This window comes from Pseudomonas sp. GW821-FHT09D08, from assembly GCF_059416305.1.
In genome coordinates, this window is the sequence record NZ_JBWKOX010000006.1 from 1 (window position 1) to 18,786 (window position 18,786).

General features: G+C 61.5%; 20 protein-coding genes. 9 read left to right on the forward strand and 11 right to left on the reverse strand.

Annotated elements, in window-relative coordinates; genetic code table 11:
- Positions 1 to 166: 166 nt before the first annotated feature.
- The 3 genes from AC07OP_RS13030 to AC07OP_RS13040 form a co-directional block, all read right to left on the reverse strand.
- A complete protein-coding gene (locus AC07OP_RS13030; protein WP_027607720.1) occupies positions 167 to 1,180 on the reverse strand; it encodes an AI-2E family transporter in 1,014 nt (337 codons plus the stop codon).
- Positions 1,181 to 1,356: 176 nt separating this feature from the next.
- Positions 1,357 to 1,656, reverse strand: a complete 300-nt coding sequence (locus tag AC07OP_RS13035; RefSeq protein ID WP_027607719.1) for a PsiF family protein — start codon at positions 1,654 to 1,656, stop codon at positions 1,357 to 1,359.
- Between the two features lie 71 nt (positions 1,657 to 1,727).
- A complete protein-coding gene (locus tag AC07OP_RS13040; protein WP_495101312.1) occupies positions 1,728 to 2,516 on the reverse strand; it encodes an AraC family transcriptional regulator in 789 nt (262 codons plus the stop codon).
- 97 nt (positions 2,517 to 2,613) lie between these two features.
- Here AC07OP_RS13040 and AC07OP_RS13045 point away from each other — a divergent pair, with 97 nt between their 5' ends.
- Positions 2,614 to 3,492, forward strand: a complete 879-nt coding sequence (locus AC07OP_RS13045; RefSeq protein ID WP_495101313.1) for a DMT family transporter — start codon at positions 2,614 to 2,616, stop codon at positions 3,490 to 3,492.
- Here the strand turns inward: AC07OP_RS13045 and AC07OP_RS13050 are convergent.
- On the reverse strand, positions 3,489 to 4,379 hold the full coding sequence (locus tag AC07OP_RS13050) for an esterase/lipase family protein (protein WP_027607716.1): 891 nt from the start codon (positions 4,377 to 4,379) through the stop codon (positions 3,489 to 3,491). The two genes, AC07OP_RS13045 and AC07OP_RS13050, sit on opposite strands and share 4 nt — an antisense overlap.
- 175 nt (positions 4,380 to 4,554) lie before the next feature.
- On the opposite strand from AC07OP_RS13050, the gene AC07OP_RS13055 reads away from it, so the two are divergent.
- Entirely contained in the window at positions 4,555 to 5,085 is a 531-nt protein-coding gene (locus tag AC07OP_RS13055; protein WP_027607715.1) for a ferritin-like domain-containing protein, read from the forward strand.
- 126 nt (positions 5,086 to 5,211) lie between these two features.
- Here the strand turns inward: AC07OP_RS13055 and AC07OP_RS13060 are convergent, their stop codons facing one another.
- Positions 5,212 to 7,281: an AsmA family protein gene (locus AC07OP_RS13060; RefSeq protein WP_495101314.1), complete on the reverse strand. Its 2,070-nt coding sequence runs from the start codon at positions 7,279 to 7,281 to the stop codon at positions 5,212 to 5,214.
- Between the two features lie 358 nt (positions 7,282 to 7,639).
- On the opposite strand from AC07OP_RS13060, the gene AC07OP_RS13065 reads away from it, so the two are divergent.
- Together AC07OP_RS13065 and AC07OP_RS13070 are read left to right on the forward strand one after the other, a co-directional pair.
- Positions 7,640 to 8,011: a hypothetical protein gene (locus AC07OP_RS13065; RefSeq protein WP_065940898.1), complete on the forward strand. Its 372-nt coding sequence runs from the start codon at positions 7,640 to 7,642 to the stop codon at positions 8,009 to 8,011.
- Between the two features lie 162 nt (positions 8,012 to 8,173).
- Positions 8,174 to 8,806, forward strand: a complete 633-nt coding sequence (locus tag AC07OP_RS13070; RefSeq protein WP_065900186.1) for a TetR family transcriptional regulator — start codon at positions 8,174 to 8,176, stop codon at positions 8,804 to 8,806.
- 4 nt (positions 8,807 to 8,810) lie between these two features.
- Here AC07OP_RS13070 and AC07OP_RS13075 read toward each other — a convergent pair whose 3' ends face one another.
- Complete coding sequence (locus AC07OP_RS13075) at positions 8,811 to 9,308, reverse strand: C40 family peptidase (RefSeq protein ID WP_065940897.1); 498 nt, start codon at positions 9,306 to 9,308, stop codon at positions 8,811 to 8,813.
- 276 nt (positions 9,309 to 9,584) lie between these two features.
- Here AC07OP_RS13075 and ureE point away from each other — a divergent pair, with 276 nt between their 5' ends.
- From ureE to AC07OP_RS13100, 5 genes are all read left to right on the forward strand, one after another.
- Positions 9,585 to 10,085, forward strand: a complete 501-nt coding sequence (ureE, locus tag AC07OP_RS13080; RefSeq protein ID WP_065947138.1) for an urease accessory protein UreE — start codon at positions 9,585 to 9,587, stop codon at positions 10,083 to 10,085.
- Positions 10,082 to 10,756, forward strand: a complete 675-nt coding sequence (locus AC07OP_RS13085; RefSeq protein ID WP_495101315.1) for an urease accessory protein UreF — start codon at positions 10,082 to 10,084, stop codon at positions 10,754 to 10,756. The genes ureE and AC07OP_RS13085 overlap by 4 nt, the downstream gene beginning before the upstream one ends.
- 21 nt (positions 10,757 to 10,777) lie before the next feature.
- On the forward strand, positions 10,778 to 11,392 hold the full coding sequence (gene ureG / locus AC07OP_RS13090) for an urease accessory protein UreG (protein ID WP_083355517.1): 615 nt from the start codon (positions 10,778 to 10,780) through the stop codon (positions 11,390 to 11,392).
- A gap of 22 nt (positions 11,393 to 11,414) precedes the next feature.
- On the forward strand, positions 11,415 to 11,987 hold the full coding sequence (locus AC07OP_RS13095; RefSeq protein ID WP_495101316.1) for a HupE/UreJ family protein: 573 nt from the start codon (positions 11,415 to 11,417) through the stop codon (positions 11,985 to 11,987).
- Between the two features lie 180 nt (positions 11,988 to 12,167).
- Positions 12,168 to 13,289, forward strand: coding sequence for an AGE family epimerase/isomerase (locus tag AC07OP_RS13100; protein ID WP_495101317.1), 1,122 nt, complete (start codon positions 12,168 to 12,170; stop codon positions 13,287 to 13,289).
- Between the two features lie 27 nt (positions 13,290 to 13,316).
- Here the strand turns inward: AC07OP_RS13100 and AC07OP_RS13105 are convergent, their stop codons facing one another.
- From AC07OP_RS13105 to livM, 5 genes are all read right to left on the reverse strand, one after another.
- A complete protein-coding gene (locus tag AC07OP_RS13105; RefSeq protein ID WP_092358954.1) occupies positions 13,317 to 14,222 on the reverse strand; it encodes a cation diffusion facilitator family transporter in 906 nt (301 codons plus the stop codon).
- A gap of 150 nt (positions 14,223 to 14,372) precedes the next feature.
- Entirely contained in the window at positions 14,373 to 15,137 is a 765-nt protein-coding gene (locus AC07OP_RS13110; RefSeq protein WP_115486525.1) for an SDR family oxidoreductase, read from the reverse strand.
- A gap of 786 nt (positions 15,138 to 15,923) precedes the next feature.
- Complete coding sequence (locus AC07OP_RS13115; RefSeq protein ID WP_027607704.1) at positions 15,924 to 16,640, reverse strand: ABC transporter ATP-binding protein; 717 nt, start codon at positions 16,638 to 16,640, stop codon at positions 15,924 to 15,926.
- Positions 16,637 to 17,512, reverse strand: a complete 876-nt coding sequence (locus tag AC07OP_RS13120) for an ABC transporter ATP-binding protein (protein WP_027607703.1) — start codon at positions 17,510 to 17,512, stop codon at positions 16,637 to 16,639. The genes AC07OP_RS13115 and AC07OP_RS13120 overlap by 4 nt, the downstream gene beginning before the upstream one ends.
- Positions 17,509 to 18,786 (reverse strand): high-affinity branched-chain amino acid ABC transporter permease LivM, encoded by a 1,278-nt coding sequence (livM, locus tag AC07OP_RS13125; RefSeq protein ID WP_027607702.1) that lies wholly within the window; start codon positions 18,784 to 18,786, stop codon positions 17,509 to 17,511. The genes AC07OP_RS13120 and livM overlap by 4 nt, the downstream gene beginning before the upstream one ends.

Genomic DNA, 18,786 nt, shown 5'->3' on the forward strand with positions numbered 1-18,786 from the left:
TTAGCCTGTAAACCATGTCCCCGGTTAGAAATGTAAACGATGTCCCCGGTTTGTACCGGGGCAAGCCCCCTCCCACACTGACCGTGTTCACAAGTCGACCGGTGTAGACACATTAAATGTGGGAGGGGGCTTGCCCCCGATGGGGCCCGCCCAGGCAACACACGCCTTAAACCATACCACCGAGCTTCAGCTCACTCTTCAGATACGCATAGTAAATCGGCCCCGCCACCACCCCCGGCAAACCAAACGCCGCTTCAAACACCAGCATCGCCAGGAGCAACTCCCACGACTTGGCACTGATCTGCCCGCCGACGATGCGCGCGTTGAGGAAGTACTCGACCTTGTGGATCACGATCAGATACCCCAGCGCCGCCACCGCCACCCAGATCGACAACGACAGCGCGACGATGGTGATCAGGGTGTTGGACATCAGGTTGCCAATCACCGGCAACAGGCCGAGCAGGAAGGTCAGCACGATCAGGGTCTTGGTCAGCGGCAGGTGGATGCCGCACAGCGGAAGCACCACGGCGAGGAACACGGCGGTGAAGGCGGTGTTGAGCGCGGCGATCTTGATCTGCGCGAAGACGATATTGCGAAAGGCCTGGACCAGCAGGTGCAGGCGGTCGAACAGCGCCGCGGCCAGGGGTTTGCGCTTGGTCAGGTCGGGCACCCGCTGCAGGGCGATGATCGCGCCGAGCACCATGCCGATCAGCAGGGTGACGAACATATGGGCGGCGTCTTTGCCGACCAGTTGCAGTTCGCTCAGGTGCTTGCTCAGCCAGTCGCCGATAGCCACGCGGAATTCGGCGGCGCTGGCGGGCAGGTAGGCATCGAGGAACGGCGGCAGTTGGCCGCGCGCGCGGTCGACTACGCCCATGAATTTATCCAGGGAAGCCCCGGGGTTTTCCGCTTCATGAAGCAGGAAGCTGATGGCGCCGGCGAAGATCAGGGCCAGCACGCTGACGATCAGGGTGCCGAGCAAGGCCACCGCCAGCCAGCGCGCGCGGCGCCCTTCGATAAGCCGTTGCAGTTGGGGGGTGAGCATGTTGACCAGTTCATAGACCAACAGGCCGGCCAGCAGGCTGGGCAGCAATTTCAGCGGCAATACCAGCAGCAACCCGCCGAAAATGATGATGTAGCTGGCCAGCAATAACACGTGACGCTGAGAAAACGTTGGCATACAGCCTCAAAACGAACGGCGTTAAAGGATGTGTAGGAGCGAGCTTGCTCGCGAAGGTCGCCAACGATAACGCGTTTATTCTGAATAAACGCGGGGTAATTGCGTTCTTCGCGAGCAAGCTCGCTCCTACAGAGGGGCTGTGTGCGAGTGTCGCAGCCTTCTGGGGCCTGGGGCTATCAATTCTTCAGGCAGGTGCTCATGAACGTCTTGCGGGCATCGCCGGTCAGCGCCTTGGTTTTCGCCGACGCATTGCAATCCTTCATCTTCTGCTGTTGCGGGGTGAGCGTCTTCGCATCATTGGCTGCCGGCGCCGACAGGCAGGTTTTCATGAAAGCCTTGCGCTCGTCGCCCTTGAGCGTCTTGGTAGTGGCTTCGGCATTGCAGGTGGTCATCTTGTTTTGCTGGGCAGTGGCGGCAAAGCCCTGGGAACACAGCAGCAGGCCCATCATCAACAGCGGAATACGCAGCATCTTCATGGAGTTTTCTCCCTGTTACCGTGCCGGGAGGCACGGCCTACCCAGCAGTGTAGCCAAACCTTGTTACATCTTCATCGGCTGCGAATATTCGTCCGCCGGTACTGCTCCGGGGTGCAGCCGGCCTGGCGTTGGAACATCGCGATAAACGCCGAGGCGCTGCTGTAGCCGAGGTCAAACGCCACATTTTGCACACTGCGCTCGCTGTCGAGGGCTTCGATGGCGGCGAGGTAGCGCAGGCGCTGGCGCCATTCGCCGAAGCTCATGCCCAGCTCGCGCACAAATTGTCGCGCCAGGGTGCGCTCGCTCACATGCACCTGGTCGGCCCAGTGCGCCAGGGGGCGATTGTCAGCGGGGTCGGCCTGCATGCCTTCCAACACGCCGAGCAGCCCGGGGTGGCGGGCGTAGGGCAAAAAACCCTCGTGGATCGGCGCCTGCCTGAGCTGGTCGACCAGCACCTGGGCCAGGCGAATATCGGCGTCGGAGTGCGGGATGTTGACGTCACGCTGGGCGAAGTCGCTGAGGATGGCCTTGAGGATGTCGCTGATGGCCAGGGTGCAAGGCTGCTTGGGCAAGTGCTCGCAGAGCGGCGGCGAAAGGCCCACCGAACGGTAGACAATCGCCTCGGCGTTGTAGGAGCTGTGTTCGGTACTGGGTGGGACCCACACCGCGTACTGCGGCGGCGATATAAAGCGGTTGCCGGCCACTTCCATGCGCATCACGCCGCTGGCGGAGTAGTCCAGTGAGCCCCAGACATGCTGATGCGGGGTGCACTCCGTGTCGGGGGCAAAGTCGGAGTAGCGGAAGTACACGGGGCTTGGCAGGCGGGCAAAGTCCGCGAGGCGTACGGTGTGTCTGGCCATATTGTCTGGATACAGAGGTCGTTTGTCTGGATCGCAGTATAGGCTTCGATCCAGACAAGGGATAATCCGGCCTTATCAACACACTTGGTTTCTTTCGATGCAATACGCGTATCCCCTGCTGGCCATTTTTATCTGGGCCGGCAATACCGTGGTCAATAAACTGGCCGTGGGTTCGATCTTCCCCGCTGAAATCGGCTTTTACCGCTGGTTACTGGCTGCATTGCTGTTTACACCGTTCATGCTCAAGCCGGTCATCGCCCACTGGCCGCTGATCCGCCCCAACCTGGGCAAAATCTGCATCCTTGGCGTGCTGGGCATGGCGGTGTACCAGAGCCTGGCGTACTACGCCGCTTCGCTGACCAGCGCCACCAATATGGGCATCATCCTGTCGTTGATGCCGTTGATGGCCTTGACGGCGGCCATCATCAGCCTGGGCCAGCGCCTGACCTTTGGCGCGCTGACGGGTGCGGTGCTGTCATTCGCAGGGGTGGTGGTGGTGGTGTCGGCCGGCAGCCTCGGCGCGTTGCTGCAGCACGGCGTGAACCTGGGCGATGCGATGATGCTGGTCGCGACCCTGGCGTACGCGGTCTACAGCACCCTGTTGAAAAAATGGCAGCTGCGCCTGCCGCCGCTGGTGCTCCTGTATTTGCAGGTGCTGGTGGCGGTGGTGGTGCTGTTTCCGCTGTTTCTGTTCTCGGCAAAAGCCGGCCTGGGCTGGACGAATATTCCGCTGGTGCTCTATGCATGCTTGCTGGCTTCGATGCTGGCGCCACTGGCGTGGATGCACTCGGTGAAGACCCTGGGCCCAAGTCGCACCACGCTGTTTTTCAACCTGCTGCCGTTGATCACTGCATTGATTGCCGCCGTGGTGTTGAAGGAAGAGCTGGCGTTGTATCACCTGGTGGGCGGCTTGCTGACCTTGGGCGGGGTGATTTTGTCAGAGCGCTGGACCACGCCGGTGCGCCGCCAGGCTTAAACCCCGGCCGCCTTCAGGCGCTGGGCATGCTCGACGAACAGGCGGATCGGCTCGGCGCCCTTGCCGACCAGGCCCATGGATTGGTTGACGATGTCGAAGTGGTCCAGGGCGTAGTCATCGCCGATCACCCGCCCCAGGTGCGAGCTGCAGCGCCCGACCATGCCGTCGCACTGGCCCTTCTCGCGCACGAAGCTGCGGGCGAACAATCGGCAGCTGCGATTCGTCCCGTCCAGCAGGTTGCGTCCGCGATCGGTCTTGCCCGGTTGCAAGGTGCCGGACCATGAGTAGTAGCGCACTCCATTGTCCACCTCCGCCCCGTGCCCGCCCCAGGTATGCGGCAACCCTTGGGGATACTTGCGGTTGAACAGCGCCACGCCTGCGCTGGTCAGGGAATGGTGGGACGCCTGCAAGTCCGCCTTGAAGCGCGGGCCGCGATAGCCGGTTTCCAGCAGGCTCATCACCGTTGCAACCAGATGAAACAGCGCGCTCATCAGCCGCCCCTTCACGCTGTCGGCCGGATAATGGGCGTGGATATGGTCCGCCAGTTCCGAACCGTGGTTGGGCCCGGCCACCGACGTCACCGACGCCACCCACTCCGGGCGCTTGGCCGCCGCATAACGGGCGGTCAGCGCGCCCTGGCTATGGCCGATCAGGTTGACCTTGTCGGCGCCGGTCTCAAGGCGAATCCGCTCGATCTGCGCCAGCAGCTGCTCGCCACGCACCTCGCTGGAGTCCAGCGGCGCCACCTGGATGGGAAACACCTGCGCCCCACCCGCCCGCAGTGCCGGGACAATGCCGTACCAGTAAGGGAAAAACCCCAGGCGCACGAACCCCAGCATGCCAGGCACCAGCACCAAGGGATAACGCGTGGCTAACGACTGCGACATGAAGCGAACGTCCTTGATCAAGAGAGGATGATGGCAGGCTAGCCCAATTCCGGCGACGCGCTGATGACACGCCAGGCAAATCCAATAAAACTTTTTGCTGCGCCCGTGACTCACAACTGGGAGCGATCACGCCGACAGAGTGTGGCGTAAACCGGATTAGCCCCAGGAGATTGAGATGACTGAAGCAAACTTGACTGACGTTGCGACCCTGCGCAGCCGCGCCCGCCAGAACGTCGAAAACGGTGCCGTGACCGAGGGCTATGACGCCGACCGCGAAGAGATCATCCGCCTGCTCAACGGCTCCCTGGCCACTGAATTGGTGTGTGTGCTGCGCTACAAGCGTCACTACTTCATGGCCAGCGGCGTTAAAGCCGCTGTCGCCGCGCAGGAATTCCTCGAACACGCCACCCAGGAAGCCGAGCACGCCGACAAACTCGCCGAACGCATCGTGCAGCTGGGCGGCGAGCCGGAGTTCAACCCGGACCTGCTGTCGAAGAACTCCCACGCCCAATACGTGGCCGGTAACAGCTTGAAGGAAATGGTCTACGAAGACCTGGTGGCCGAGCGGATCGCGGTGGACAGCTACCGCGAAATCATCCAGTACATCGGTGATAAGGACCCGACCACGCGCCGTCTGTTTGAAGAGATCCTGGCTCAGGAAGAAGAGCATGCGGACGATATGGCCGACATCCTAGAAAGCCTGTAAATAGCGCAAAACCAATGTGGGAGGGGGCTTGCTCCCGATAGCGGAGTGTCAGTTTCAGCGGTACTGACTGACACTCCGCTATCGGGAGCAAGCCCCCTCCCACATTTTTGAGTTGCGTTCTGTCCGTCAGCCTTTCACCGTCTTCGGCGCCTTGCCTTCCTTCATCTGCTGCAACAACGGTGCGCACTGGTTCGGCGCATCGGCGCTCGGTGCCACCAGCGCCAACAGGCCCGCTGCCGGGCCGGCGATCACGCCCAGTGCCACCATGCCCGCGCCACGCAGGGCCAGGGGAATGGCTTTTACACCCGCGTTGGGCTTGATGAACGGGCCGTTGACATACAACGGCGAACGCAGGGAAAACAGGCGGAAACCCTTGGATTCTGGGGTGATGGTCAGGTCGAGCTGTTCGGTGGCCATGTTGGCGGTGCCATCGATATAGATGATCGCGTTCTCGGTATCGAACACAAACAAGCGCGTGGTTGCCAGGCCGGTCTTGATCCCGAAGTCCGCCGCCGCGCAGTTGATCTTCACTTCCTTGTCGCCGAACAGGCGGCCCACCACGTAGTTGCCTACGTTGAGCCCGGCAATTTCCATCAGGCCACGGCTGATGGCGCCGTCGTTGATCAGCATCTTCAGGTCACCGTTGGAGGTGCCCAGCAGCGCCGCGACGGAGTTGCCACGCCCGGAAATATCGGCATCGCCGTTGAGTTCACCAAAGCTGGTTTTCATCGGTTCGAAGGTCGGGAACAACTGCTTGAGCTTGAAGTTGCGCGCAGTCAGTTTGGCGCGGCCTTCCATCGGCGTGGTGCGGCCGTTCAAGCGAATCTGCGCATCCAGCGTGCCGCCAGCGACGCCGAATCGCAGCGGTTCCAGGCTCAGTTCGCCGTCGTTGAGCACCAGGTGGGTGTACAGGTCGGTGAAGGGCAACTCGGCACTGTGCACGATGCGTTTGCCGGTGAATTCCACATCGGCATCCATGTCGCGCCAGCGCTCGGTGCGGAACTCTTCCACCGGCAGCACTTTGGTCGCCGGCTGTTTGCTCTCACCGCCACGCGCTTTTTGCTTGGCGTTGGAGTCGGCACCGATCAGGGGGGCGAGGTCGCTCATCAGCAATTGGTTGGACACCAACGCACCGCTGAGCTTGGGACGTGGCTGGCTGGCGACATAGGCGAGGTTGCCGTGGATATCGCTGTTGCCGATCTTGCCGTTGAAGTTTTCGTAACTGAATGACGCGCCGCTGGCCTCGTGCAACTTGGCGATCAAGTGGCCGTCAGTGGAGTAGGCCGGCGAATCCGGCAAGGTGACGCCGGTCAGCGGGTAGAGGTTACCCAGGCTGCTGCCGGACAGTTTCAGGCGCAGGTCCAGGGCGCCGAGGTTCAACGGGTCGGTCAAGGTGCCTGCCAATGCGATGCTGGTATCGGCAATCCTGACCTGGGCTTGCAGCGGAAACGGCTTGGCCGCGTCCTGCAAGGCCAGCAGGCCGCCGATCTTGCCGCTGCCGTCGAGCTTCTGGCCGTGGTACTGGCCCTTGACCTTGAGGGCGAACGCATAGTCCTGGGGCGCGGAGCCTTTTTCCAAGGCCTTCCTGGCATCGGCGTCACCGACGATTTCATCGAACGGGATCGGCTTGCCCAGGGGGTCGATGATCACGTCCAGCTGAGTCTTGAGGGTCTGGTCGTCGAGGGTCACGTGGCCCTTGTCGAACCCGATGGCGCCGATGTCCACCACCCAGTTGGAAGGTTCGGCGTCGGGGTCCTTGGGGTCGAACGTGAACGTCCAGTTGGCGCGGCCATCGGCCAGGCGCTGCAACTCGGCACTCGGCTCGGTGAGGTCGATACGCGGGATCACCACGCGCTGCACCAGCAACGCCAGCGGCGAAATGCGCAGCTCGACCTTTTTCAGCGTGACCATCTGCGGTTTTTTCGACCAGTCGGGGTTGCCCAGGGTCAGGTCCTCGGCAATCACATGGGGCCACGGCACCCAGGCGCGCCAGCCGCCTTCATCGGGCTCACGCGCCCACACCACCGCCAGGTTGCCGTTGATGGCAAACGGGCGATGCAGCTCTTCAGAAACTTTGGCATTGAGCGGGGGCTTGATGCGGTTCCAGTCGAAGAACACCAGGACCAGTACCACCACAGCGATTAACACAACGAAGCTGGCGCAGCTCCACATGACGATTTTACGAGTGCGCGTCATTGCACAGGACTCCTGAACACGACCGGCTGAACCAACACCTGTAGGACAGCTTATAAAACTACGACTGGCAAACCGCTCGTGGGTTTAACCCAATCTCCGATTTACCCTTGAAAACCTGCTTTCCTGACCGTTTCGACAGATTCGATCATCCACGGCGCACCATTGTTACCCATGTTCGTGTCGAAAATACCCACCTCGGTGCAAAACCGCGTGCTTGAGAGGCCCGATCTAGAGCCTCCCTGACGAACAATCAATTCTGTTGATTATTACCATTGTGTTTATGAACTTTTATATCGACTTATCGAGAGTAGCATTAGCCCTGTACCCACTTTATCGCCCTCCCAAGGAGCAACCCATCATGAAACGCCAAGTACTCGCTACAGTCCTGTTATCCATCCTGGCTTCCAGCGCCTTTGCCCTGCCAGCCGCCGAACAGGTTACCCCACAAGCCAAGGCCGACGCCGTTCACTTCAACCAGACCCTGGCCCGCAGCGGTTCGCAAGAAGACGAGAACCGTGACTACGCCAAAGGTGCTGTCGCTGAAAACGGTTCGGAACACGCGAACAAGCGCGCCTACGCTGAAGGTGTTGCCGAAGGTGGCCGTGATCGCCTGGAACAGAAAGGTCTGGTTGAAGGGGGTGCGGAACAAGCCAACGAGCGTGCCTACGCCGAAGGTGTTGCCGAAGGTGGTGCTGATCGCCTGCAAGAACTGCATCAAGCTCAGAGCTGACCCCGTGGTGGCCCAGAAAAAAGCCCGATCTGCCGACCGGGCTTTTGACTTTTTGTAGAGCCTGTCACGCAACATCCTCACCTATCCCCCGCCAAGTTCGACGTCAATGAAGCTGTTTTGCTAGAGTGCGTCGCTGTACTTGCCGACAAAGCCCGCCCGCCCATGCTGCCCCGCGCCGAACAGAAGCAACAAACCCGCCTCGCCCTGATGGACGCTGCCCGCCATCTGATGGAGTGTGGCCGTGGGTTTGGTAGCCTGAGCCTGCGTGAAGTGGCCAAGACCGCAGGCATTGTCCCCACCGGGTTCTATCGCCACTTTGCCGATATGGACCAGCTTGGACTTGTATTGGTGAGTGAGGTGGGCCAGACCTTTCGCGCCACCATTCGCCTGGTGCGTCACAACGAATTCGTGATGGGCGGCATTATCGATGCCTCAGTGCGGATTTTTCTCGATGTGGTCTCAGCCAACCGCTCGCAATTCCTGTTCCTGGCCCGCGAGCAATACGGCGGTTGCCTGGCGGTGCGCCAAGCTATCGGTGCCCTGCGTGAAGACATCACCCGCGACCTGGCGGCCGACCTGACGCTGATGCCCAAACTGCAGCACCTGGACGCCGAAGGGTTGCACGTGATGGCCGACCTGATCGTCAAAAGCGTGTTTGCCACCCTCCCCGACATCATCGACCCGCCCGCCCAGGCCTTGCCTGCCCACCTCACGCCCCAGGCGAAAATCACCCAGCAACTGCGCTTTATTTTTATCGGCCTCAAGCACTGGCAAGGCCTGGGCAGCACCGAATAGGCCGTCAACCCGCGGTGTGAAAACGCTTGGCGGTGGTGTAGTGCTTGTTCCAGTAGCTGTTGCTCAATGAGTCGATGCGGATGCTTTTGCCGGTGCGCGGTGAATGAATGAATTTACCCCCGCCGATATACAGGCCGACATGGCTGACCTGGCCGCGCCCATTGCCTTTGAAAAACACCGCATCCCCTGGCTTTAAAGCCGTGCGCTGGATCGTCGGGGCCGTTGAGCGGTGCATCGCCACCGTGGTGCGCGGTATCTGGATATTGGCTTGGGTCTTGAACAGGTAAACCAGGAAGCTGCTGCAATCGAACCCCTGCTCTGCTGAAGAACCACCCCATTTGTAGGGGGTGCCCAGCAGCTCGTGAGCGCGGTCGATCACATCATTGATAGAGGCCTCCTTAACCGAAACTGTAAAGGTCGAACGCGGCTGCAGATTGGCCGAGGCCGATGAAATGGCCAAAGACAGACTGACAATAGCCAAGCAAAAAAATGACTTGAACATGATAAACGTCGCAGTGGATTAAACACGGCGCATAGCCTAAAGACACGGCACGTAACGTTTTGAACGCCAATTCCTGATCGAGCGTAGGACAAATCCGAAAACGCTCGAGAGCAGTGCACGCATAAGTTAATCGCACCATTTTTGACCACTCATAAACCCTTCCCACGCCCCGTTCAGTAGCACAGCCCTGTCTGCCGACAGGTAATTCCTACGCCTGACCGGATTGGCAAGCCCCTTGCTCTAGCACTTCCATCGCTCATAGCTGGAAGCTTCCTGATGCTGGTGATCCACCGCCGAATCGCCCCCCAAGCCCTCTGGGCCGCTGAGCTGCTGCTGAATTTCGAAGCACGCAGCAAAAGCCGCCTGCGCTGTTTCAGTGCCGACGGCGAAGACGTCGGCCTGTTTCTGGAGCGCGGCCAGCCGCCGTTGCACGATGGCGAATTCCTACAAGCCGAAGACGGACGTGTCGTACGCGTGTGCGCCCGCCCTGAACACCTGTTGCACGTCACCTGCAGCAACGCCTTTGAACTGACCCGCGCCGCCTACCACCTCGGCAACCGCCATGTGGCCTTGCAAGTGGGGGATGGCTGGTTGCGCCTGCTCGACGACTACGTGCTCAAGGCCATGCTTGAGCAACTGGGCGCCCACACCGAAACCATCGAGGCGCCGTTCCAACCGGAACACGGCGCCTATGGCGGCGGCCACCACCATTCCCGGCATGGCGATGAAGATTTCAACTACCCGCCCAAGCTGCATCAGTTCGGCGTACGTCTATGAACCCAGCCTGGGCGCTGTTGCGTCTGGCCAGTCCGCAATTGCCGATTGGCGGCTACAGCTATTCCCAGGGCCTGGAAATGGCCGTGGAGAACGGCCGCGTCAACGATGCCGCCAGCGCTCGGCGCTGGATCAGCGACCAATTGCTGCTCAACCTCGCGCGCTTCGAAGCCCCGCTGTTGCTCGCCCATTGCCGCGCCGCCGCAGAGCAGGACTGGCGAGCGTTGGCGCAGCTGTGCGAAGCGCATCAAGCCAGCCGCGAAACCCGGGAGCTGTATCAGGAAAGTCGGCAGATGGGTTATTCCCTGCAGCAGTTGCTCAATGGCCTGCCGGAACTGGACAGCGACGCCCGCCGCTTCCTGGAGCAACGCCGCGAACCGCACTTGGCCCTCGGCTGGGCACTGGCCGCGCGCGCCTGGGCGATCAGCGCCGACGACGCTCTCGCCGCCTGGCTCTGGAGCTGGCTGGAAAACCAATTGGCCGTGCTGATGAAAACCCTGCCCCTGGGCCAGCAAGCCGCGCAACGCCTGACCAGCGAGCTGCTGCCCCTGCTGCAACAGGCCCAGCAGGACGCCGCCCGCATCGACCCCCATCATTTCGGCAGCGCCGCCTTCGGCCTGTCCCTGGCGAGCATGGCCCACGAGCGCCAGTACAGCCGCCTGTTCCGTTCCTAAGGCTTTTTTGGAGAGTCAGACATGAATACACAACCCCTGCGTGTCGGTATCGGCGGCCCGGTCGGCTCCGGCAAGACTGCCCTGACCCTGGCCCTGTGCCTTGCGCTGCGCGATCGCTACAACCTGGCGGTGGTCACCAACGACATCTACACCCGCGAAGACGCCGACTTCCTGGTGCGCAACCAGGCCCTGGCGCCGGAGCGCATCATCGGCGTGGAAACCGGCGGCTGCCCGCACACGGCGATTCGCGAGGACGCCTCGATCAATCTGGAAGCGGTGGACCAACTCAACCGCCGCTTTCCCGGCCTGGACCTGATCCTGGTGGAGTCCGGCGGCGATAACCTGTCGGCCACCTTCAGCCCGGAGCTGTCGGACCTGACCCTCTACGTGATCGACGTGTCCGCCGGCGACAAGCTGCCGCGCAAGGGCGGGCCGGGTATCTGCAAATCCGACCTGCTGGTGATCAACAAGATCGACCTGGCGCCGCTGGTGGGCGCCTCACTGGAGCTGATGAACAGCGACACCCAGCGCATGCGCAACGGCAAGCCCTTTGTGTTCAGCAACCAGAAAACCGGGGTCGGCCTGGATGAAATCGTCGCCTTCATCGAACGCCAAGGCCTGCTGACTGCCGCCTGATCAACCCATAAGGAACCTGTTTATGAACCTCAATAAACTCCTCGCAGCCGCCGCCCTGCTGCTCACTCCCGCCCTGGCCTTCGCTCACCCTGGCCACGGCGACAACGGCCTGGTGGCCGGTATCAGCCACCCGCTGGGCGGCCTCGACCACCTGCTGGCCATGCTTGCGGTCGGCCTGTGGGCCGCGCAACAAAAGGGTGCCGCGCGCTGGGCCCTGCCGTGCACCTTTGTCGGCACCATGCTGATGGGCGGCGTGCTGGGCTTTGAAGGGCTGCAATTGCCCGCACTGGAAAGCGGGATCGCCGCCTCGGTCCTGGCCCTGGGCCTGGCCGTGGCACTGGCGGTGCGTCCGCCGTTGTTCATGGCCATGGGTGCAACGGCGTTGTTTGCGTTGTTCCATGGTGTGGCCCATGGCTTGGAGTTGCCGGAGATGTCGAGCCCTTGGGCGTATGCCGCCGGTTTTGTCGGCGCGACCGCTGCACTGCACGCAGCCGGGTATGCGCTGGTGCGCTGGTTGCCGGCCGCAGCGGCGCCGCTGGTGCGGATTGCCGGAGCGGCTTCGGCGGCGACTGGGGTGTGGTTGCTGGCAGGCTAAGATTTGCAGCGCTTATAAGGTCCTTATCGGGACAAGTCCCCTCACATTCGACCGAGTTCCAGCTGTGGAACGCAGTCAAAAGTGGGAGGGGGCTTGCCCCCGATAGCGGTGGCGCAGACACCACAGTTCCCAAGCCTGCTACCATGCGCGCCTACACCCCTGCCGTGACGACGCCAGCCGATGCCCATCGCTCCAAGCTCCGCCCCCCAGCCTTCGTTGAATGCCGTGTTCACGCACTTCCACACCCTGATCGTGCCGCTCTGGCATGGCCCGGGCTGGAATGCCGAATTGGCGTTGCCCTATGAGGCGCTGGACGCCGATCACCACCCACTGCCGCCGCAACGCTACCGCGCCATGGCCTGCGCGCGACAGTTGTACCTGTTCGCCAGCCTGATCGGCGCGCCAGGGGCGGCCTTCGCAGAAGAGCGCGCGGCGGTGCTGTTCCGCTCCCTGCAACGGCATTTCCACGATGCCGAACACGGCGGCTGGTTCTACAGCATCGACCCCGCCGGCCAGCCGCTGGACAAGCGCAAAGACCTCTACACCCACGCCTTCATCATCTTTGCCTGCGCCCATTACTGGGCCAAGGTGCGTGAGCCGTTGGTGGAATCGGTGCTGAACGCCGCCCTCGAAGTCGTCGCCCAGCGCTTCGCCACCGAGGACGGCCTGTACGAGGCGGTGCTGGAACGCAACTGGTCGTCCCTCCAGTCCGGCCCGCTGCAAAACCCGTTGATGCACCTGGCCGAAGGTTTCCTCGCCACCCTCGCGGTGCGCGAGGATGCCCCTGTGCAAGCGGCCCTGCTGGCCTTGGCGACGGCCATGCAGCAGCGTTTCATCGACCGCCGGCACGGCGTGATGATGGAAAAACCGCTGGGCGCTGTGGATAACTGGTTTGAGCCGGGGCACCAGTTCGAGTGGTTCTTTTTGCTCGAATCGTCGCCCGTGCTGCGCGGCACGCCGCTGCATGCGTCACTGACGCGGGCGTTTGCCTACGCAGAGCACAAGGGTGTGGACAGCGCGACCGGAGCGGTCAGCGGCATGTTGGCACTTGATGGCAGCGTACGCGACGGCACCCAGCGTATCTGGGCCCAGGCCGAGTACCTGCGGGCGCTGACCTTGCGCCCTGGCAGTGAGGCGGTGCTGCAGCGCCAACTGCTGGCGCTGCAACAGCATTTCCTGCATGAGAAAGGCTGGCATGAATGCCTGGATGCCAACGGCGCGGTGAGCCGACGGGATATGCCATCGACCACCCCTTATCATTTGGCAACCTGCTACCAGGGGCTGATCCAGCATCTCGGGTGACCTGCAGGGCCTCGGTCTAACGACCCATCACGCAATCCACTTGCGATCCCCGGTAAAGCTGATCGTCAGCCAGCGCGCCGCATCCGGTGCGCCCAGCCCTGTGGATATCTCTTCACGCAGCCCATCCAGGGTCGCGACGTTATCCACCGGGTAATCCGCCGGCAGCACCACATGGATTTCGATAAACCGCGCCCGCCCGTGCTTTTGCACGTAGGACACGTAATCATCGAACCCATGCCTGGCCTGCGCCGCGTCCATCACCTCGCGCACTTTGTCATCCAGGTGATCCGGCGCGATCCCCAGCACCTCGCGCAACGCCGGGCGCAGGATCTTGAACGCCGGTGCCAGCATGCTCAGAGCCAACAGGATCAGGATCAATGGGTCGACATACACCGCCCACTCGCCATAGCCCTGGGACTTGAGCAACAGCGCGGCGAGAAAGCTGACCAGCAGGCCCACCGAGAGCATCGCGTCCACCAGCCAACTGATGTTGTCGAACTGGATCAGCGAGGATTTCAGCCTGCGGTTGCGATAGCGCACATAGAAGAAATAGGCGAACTCGACCACGGTAAACACCGCCGCGTAGATGATCACCAGGCCCAACTCGATCTCGCGCCCGCCATTGATAATGCCGAACACACCGTTCAGGAACGCATAGATGGCGATCAGCAGCAGGAAGCTGCCTTCGATCAGCAGCACCATGGGCTCCAGGTGCCAATAGCCGAACTGGAAACGCTCGTTGCTTTTCTTGGCGATCAGCTTGGCCGTGATCAGCATCAACACCTTGATGGCGGTGGCGATCAGCGAGAAAAAGCCGTCGAACAGAATGGATTGGGCGCCAGATATCACACCCGTGACAATCCCGGCGATCGCTACCGCGAACATCAGGATCGTCGATTGTTTGAGCAGTGACTGCTCACCTCGGTTACTCACATTTCCTCCCGTCAAAACCTTTAAACCGCAGGGTGCGGTGGGGTTTTCAGGGGTGGAGTGTACCTTATGGCCTGTTTTGGCCGATTTGACGCCATCGGGGCGGTGCGACGATTCGCCAAGCCCCCGATGGCAGCAACGCAGTCTAGAGCCTTACTTGGCCCCCCGCTCAATCGCAAACCCCGCCCAGGTCTGGCTCACCGGCATCAGCTCCAGACGGTTGATGTTGACGTGCGCCGGCGTGTTCAGCACCCAGAAGATGGTGTCGGCAATGTCCTGCGGCTGGATCGGCTCGGCACCGGCGTAGGTGGCGTCGTAGCGCGCCTGGTCACCGCCGAAGCGCACCAGGGAGAACTCGCTTTCGCACAGGCCCGGCTCGATATTGGTCACACGCACGCCGGTGCCCTGCAGGTCACAGCGCAGGTTCAGGGAGAACTGCTTCACAAACGCCTTGGAACCGCCATACACATGGCTGCCCGGGTACGGGTAGCTGCCGGCGATGGAGCCCAGGTTGATGATCCCGGCGCCACGACCATGGGCGATCAGGCGCGGCAGCAGCAGGCTGGTGGTGGTCAACAGGCCTTTGATGTTGGTATCGACCATGGTTTCCCAGTCGTCGAGGTTGCACTTGGGCGCCGGGTCAGTGCCCACGGCCAGGCCGGCGTTGTTGATCAGCCCGCGCAGGGTGGCGAACGATGGCGGCAGGTTGGCGATCGCCTCTTCCATGCCTTTGCGATCCCGCACGTCCACCACCAGGCCGTGCACTTCGGTCTGCTTGGAAAGCTCTTCGACCAGCGCATTCAAACGCTCGGCACGACGACCGGTAAGCACCAGTTTCCAGCCGGCCTCGGCAAACCGACGGGCGCAGGCTTCGCCAAAACCTGAGGTGGCGCCAGTAATAAACAGCGTGTTGGACATGGTGTTCTCCTTGCGGGCATCGGGAAAAAAATCAGCCAGCAGAATGCCCTTACGCCGCGGTTGCGGCAACCGCCATGCACAGAACTTCATGCACGACTGGTCATTTTTTAATCATTCAGACCAAAGCCTTATGAACCGTGGCTTGCAGCCATATGCGCGCAGGTTATCCACAGCTGCGCCCACAGTCTCTGGGGGCAAGTGCAAAACGCTTCAGGCCGCTGTGTACAAGGCTTCCAGGCGATTTTAGAAAGTTTTTTGCTTGACCTGGACGAAGGCGTATGTAGGCCCAGGGGCAGCGGGACAAATCGAGCGATGGCTCCAGGCCAGTCATTCCGGCCTCTGCGGCCGTCTTTCCAGAGTTTAGTCACAGACTTATCCACAGGCTGGCGGGACATATTTCAGTCATATACCTGTGTCTTTAAACAGGTTGACAAACCCCTCGATCGGCCGCGAAAAAGCCACTGATCAAAAAACAACCACACCGCTGAAAGCCACGGTTTTAAAGGGGTTCAGCCAGCTACTCCCACGTTACCCACAGCCGGTTCCACAGTGGATGGGGACAAGTCAAAAGTGTGACAAAACAGGGATTTGCGGCGGCTATATGTCGCGCTTTGGAGGGGGGCTGGATTTGTTTTCCACAATTTGGGATCGGTCTTGCGGGCGACACAAAACAAATGTGGGAGGGGGCTTGCCCCCGATGGCGGTGTGTCAGTTTCAGGTGTGCTGACTGATACAACGCCATCGGGGCAAGCCCCCTCCCACAGGGGTACTGCGTCGTTATTTAGATCAGTGGCCACCGAGGTAGGCGTTGCGCACTTCCTCGTTCACCAGCAATTCCTTGCCGGTGCCGGTAAGGCGAATCTCACCGTTGACCATCACATACGCCCGGTCCGACAAACGCAGTGCATGGTTGGCGTTCTGCTCCACCAGGAAGATGGTCATCCCGGTGGAGGCCAGCTCGCGCAGGGTGGAAAAGATCTGCTTCACCACAATCGGAGCCAGGCCCAGGCTCGGTTCGTCCAGCAGCAACAGCTTGGGCCGGCTCATCAGCGCGCGGGCGATGGCGAGCATTTGCTGCTCACCACCGGACATGGTCATGGCGCGCTGGTTACGTCGTTCCTTGAGCCGTGGGAACAGCTCGAACATGCGTTGCATATCGTCCTGGGCGAACTTGTCGCCAATGGGGATGGTGCCCATCAGCAGGTTTTCCTCGACGGTCATGTCGGGGAACACCCGTCGCCCTTCCGGCGACTGCGCAATGCCGTTGGAGGCGATGTAGTGGGACGACTTGTGGGTAATATCGACGCCGTTGTAGAGGATCTGCCCCGACTCAGCCCGTGGCTGGCCGAAGATCGACATCAGCAGCGTGGATTTACCCGCGCCGTTGGAGCCGATCAGGCTCACGGTTTCGCCTTCGTTGATGTGCAGCGAGACTTTTTTCAGGGCCTGGATAGGGCCGTAGAACACGTCCAGGTCCTTCATTTCGAGGATAGGTGCACTCATACCAGCTCCTCTTCGTCAGCGCCCAGGTAGGCGGCAATCACTTTCGGGTCGTTGCGGATCGCTTCCGGCCCGCCTTCGGCAATCACGTTGCCGTGGTCCAGCACCACAATGTGGTCGGAAATACTCATCACCATGCCCATGTCGTGTTCGATCAGCACCACCGTCAGGTCGTGTTCGTCGCGCAACAGGCGAATCATCGCGCTGAGGGCTTCGGTTTCCTGGGGGTTGAGGCCCGCTGCCGGTTCGTCCAGGCAGATGATCTGCGGCCGGGTGCACATGGCGCGGGCGATTTCCAGGCGGCGCTGCTGGCCGTAGGAAAGCTCACCGGCCAGGCGGTTGGCGCAGTCCACCAGGTCCACCACTTCGAGCCAGTAGAACGCGTGGTCGAGGGCATCGCTTTCGGCCTTGCGGTAGCCCTTGGTGTTGAGGATGCCCGCCAGCATGTTGCGGTTGACCCACATGTGCTGGGCCACCAGCAGGTTTTCCAGCACCGACATTTCCTTGAACAGGCGAATGTTCTGGAAGGTCCGGGCCAGGCCGGCGCGGTTAACCAGGTGGGTGCCGCCGAACATCTTGTAGTACACCCGGCTCAAGAAGCTTTTCGGCGATACGAAGTCGACGGCCTTGAAGCGCTCGCCGAGCAGCTGGATCACATTGGTCTGCTTGCCACGGATGTTCAGTTCGATCTTGCCGCCGCTGGCTTTGTAGAAGCCGGTGAGGCAGTTGAACACGGTGGTCTTGCCGGCACCGTTGGGGCCGATCAGGGCGAAGATCGAGTTGCGTTCGACCTTGAGGCTCACATCGCTCAAGGCCTTGATGCCACCGAAGTGCATCATCAGGTGTTCCACGGAGAGGACGACTTCCTTGCTCATGGCGCTACCCCCTTGCGTGGTGTCACACCGGTGCGGCTGATCCGGATCAGGCCGCGCGGTCGCCAGATCATCATCACCACCATCAGCACGCCAAACAGCAGCACGCGGTATTCGCTGAAGCTGCGCAGCAGTTCAGGCGCGACGGTCAACACGAACGCGGCAATCACCACGCCGACCGTCGAGCCCATGCCGCCCAGTACCACGATGGCCAGGATCAGCGCCGACTCGAAGAAGGTGAACGACGACGGGTTGACGAAGCCTTGGTAGCTGGCGAAGAACACCCCGGCCAAACCGGCAGTGGACGCGCCGATGGTGAAGGCCGAAAGCTTGACCAGCACGTGGTTCAGGCCCATGGAGCGGCAGGCGATCTCATCTTCGCGCAAGGCTTCCCAGGCGCGGCCGACCGGCATGCGGGTCAGGCGGTGCTTGATGTACAGCACGGCCAGCACCACCAGGAACAGCACGATGTAGATGAACATGAACTTGATGTTGGGGTTGTAATCGATGCCGAAGAACTCGTGGAACGGAACCCCGCCCTCCTTGGCCTTGCGCCCGAACTCCAGGCCCAGGAAGGTTGGCGAAGGCACCGGCATACCGTTGGGGCCGCCGGTGAACGACAGCCAGTTGTTGAGCACCAGGCGAATGATTTCACCGAAGCCCAGGGTCACGATGGCCAGGTAGTCACCGTGCATTCGCAGCACCGGGAAGCCGAGTATGCACCCCGCCAGCGCCGCTGCGATGGCTGCCAGCGGCAGCACGCTCCAGAAGCCCAGGCCGAGGTATTGATAACCCAGCGCCAGGCCGTAGGCGCCGATGGCGTAGAACGCCACGTAACCCAGGTCGAGCAGCCCGGCCAGGCCGACCACGATGTTCAGGCCCAGGCCCAGCAACACGTAGATCAGCCCGAGGATCACCACGGTCAGCAGGTACTTGTTGGCGAAGATCGGGAACACAATGGCGATGACGATCAGCGCCGGGATGATCCAGCGCAGCCGCGACTTGTAGTCCGGTGGCAGTACATGCACGCCGGAGCCGCTGCTTTCGAAGCCCTGCAGAATCTTCAGGCCCTTGGGGGTTTGCAGGAACAGGCTGAGGGCAAAGCGCCCGGCCATCACGATGGCGACCAGGGTAGCCACACGGGCCGGTTCCAGGTTGAAGCTGTAGCCGTCGAGGACCACGCCGACGATCGGACCGAACACGATCAACGAAATCAGCCCGGCAAGGACCGTATCGACCACACTTTTCTTGATATCGATGGGTTTGGCAGCAGACAT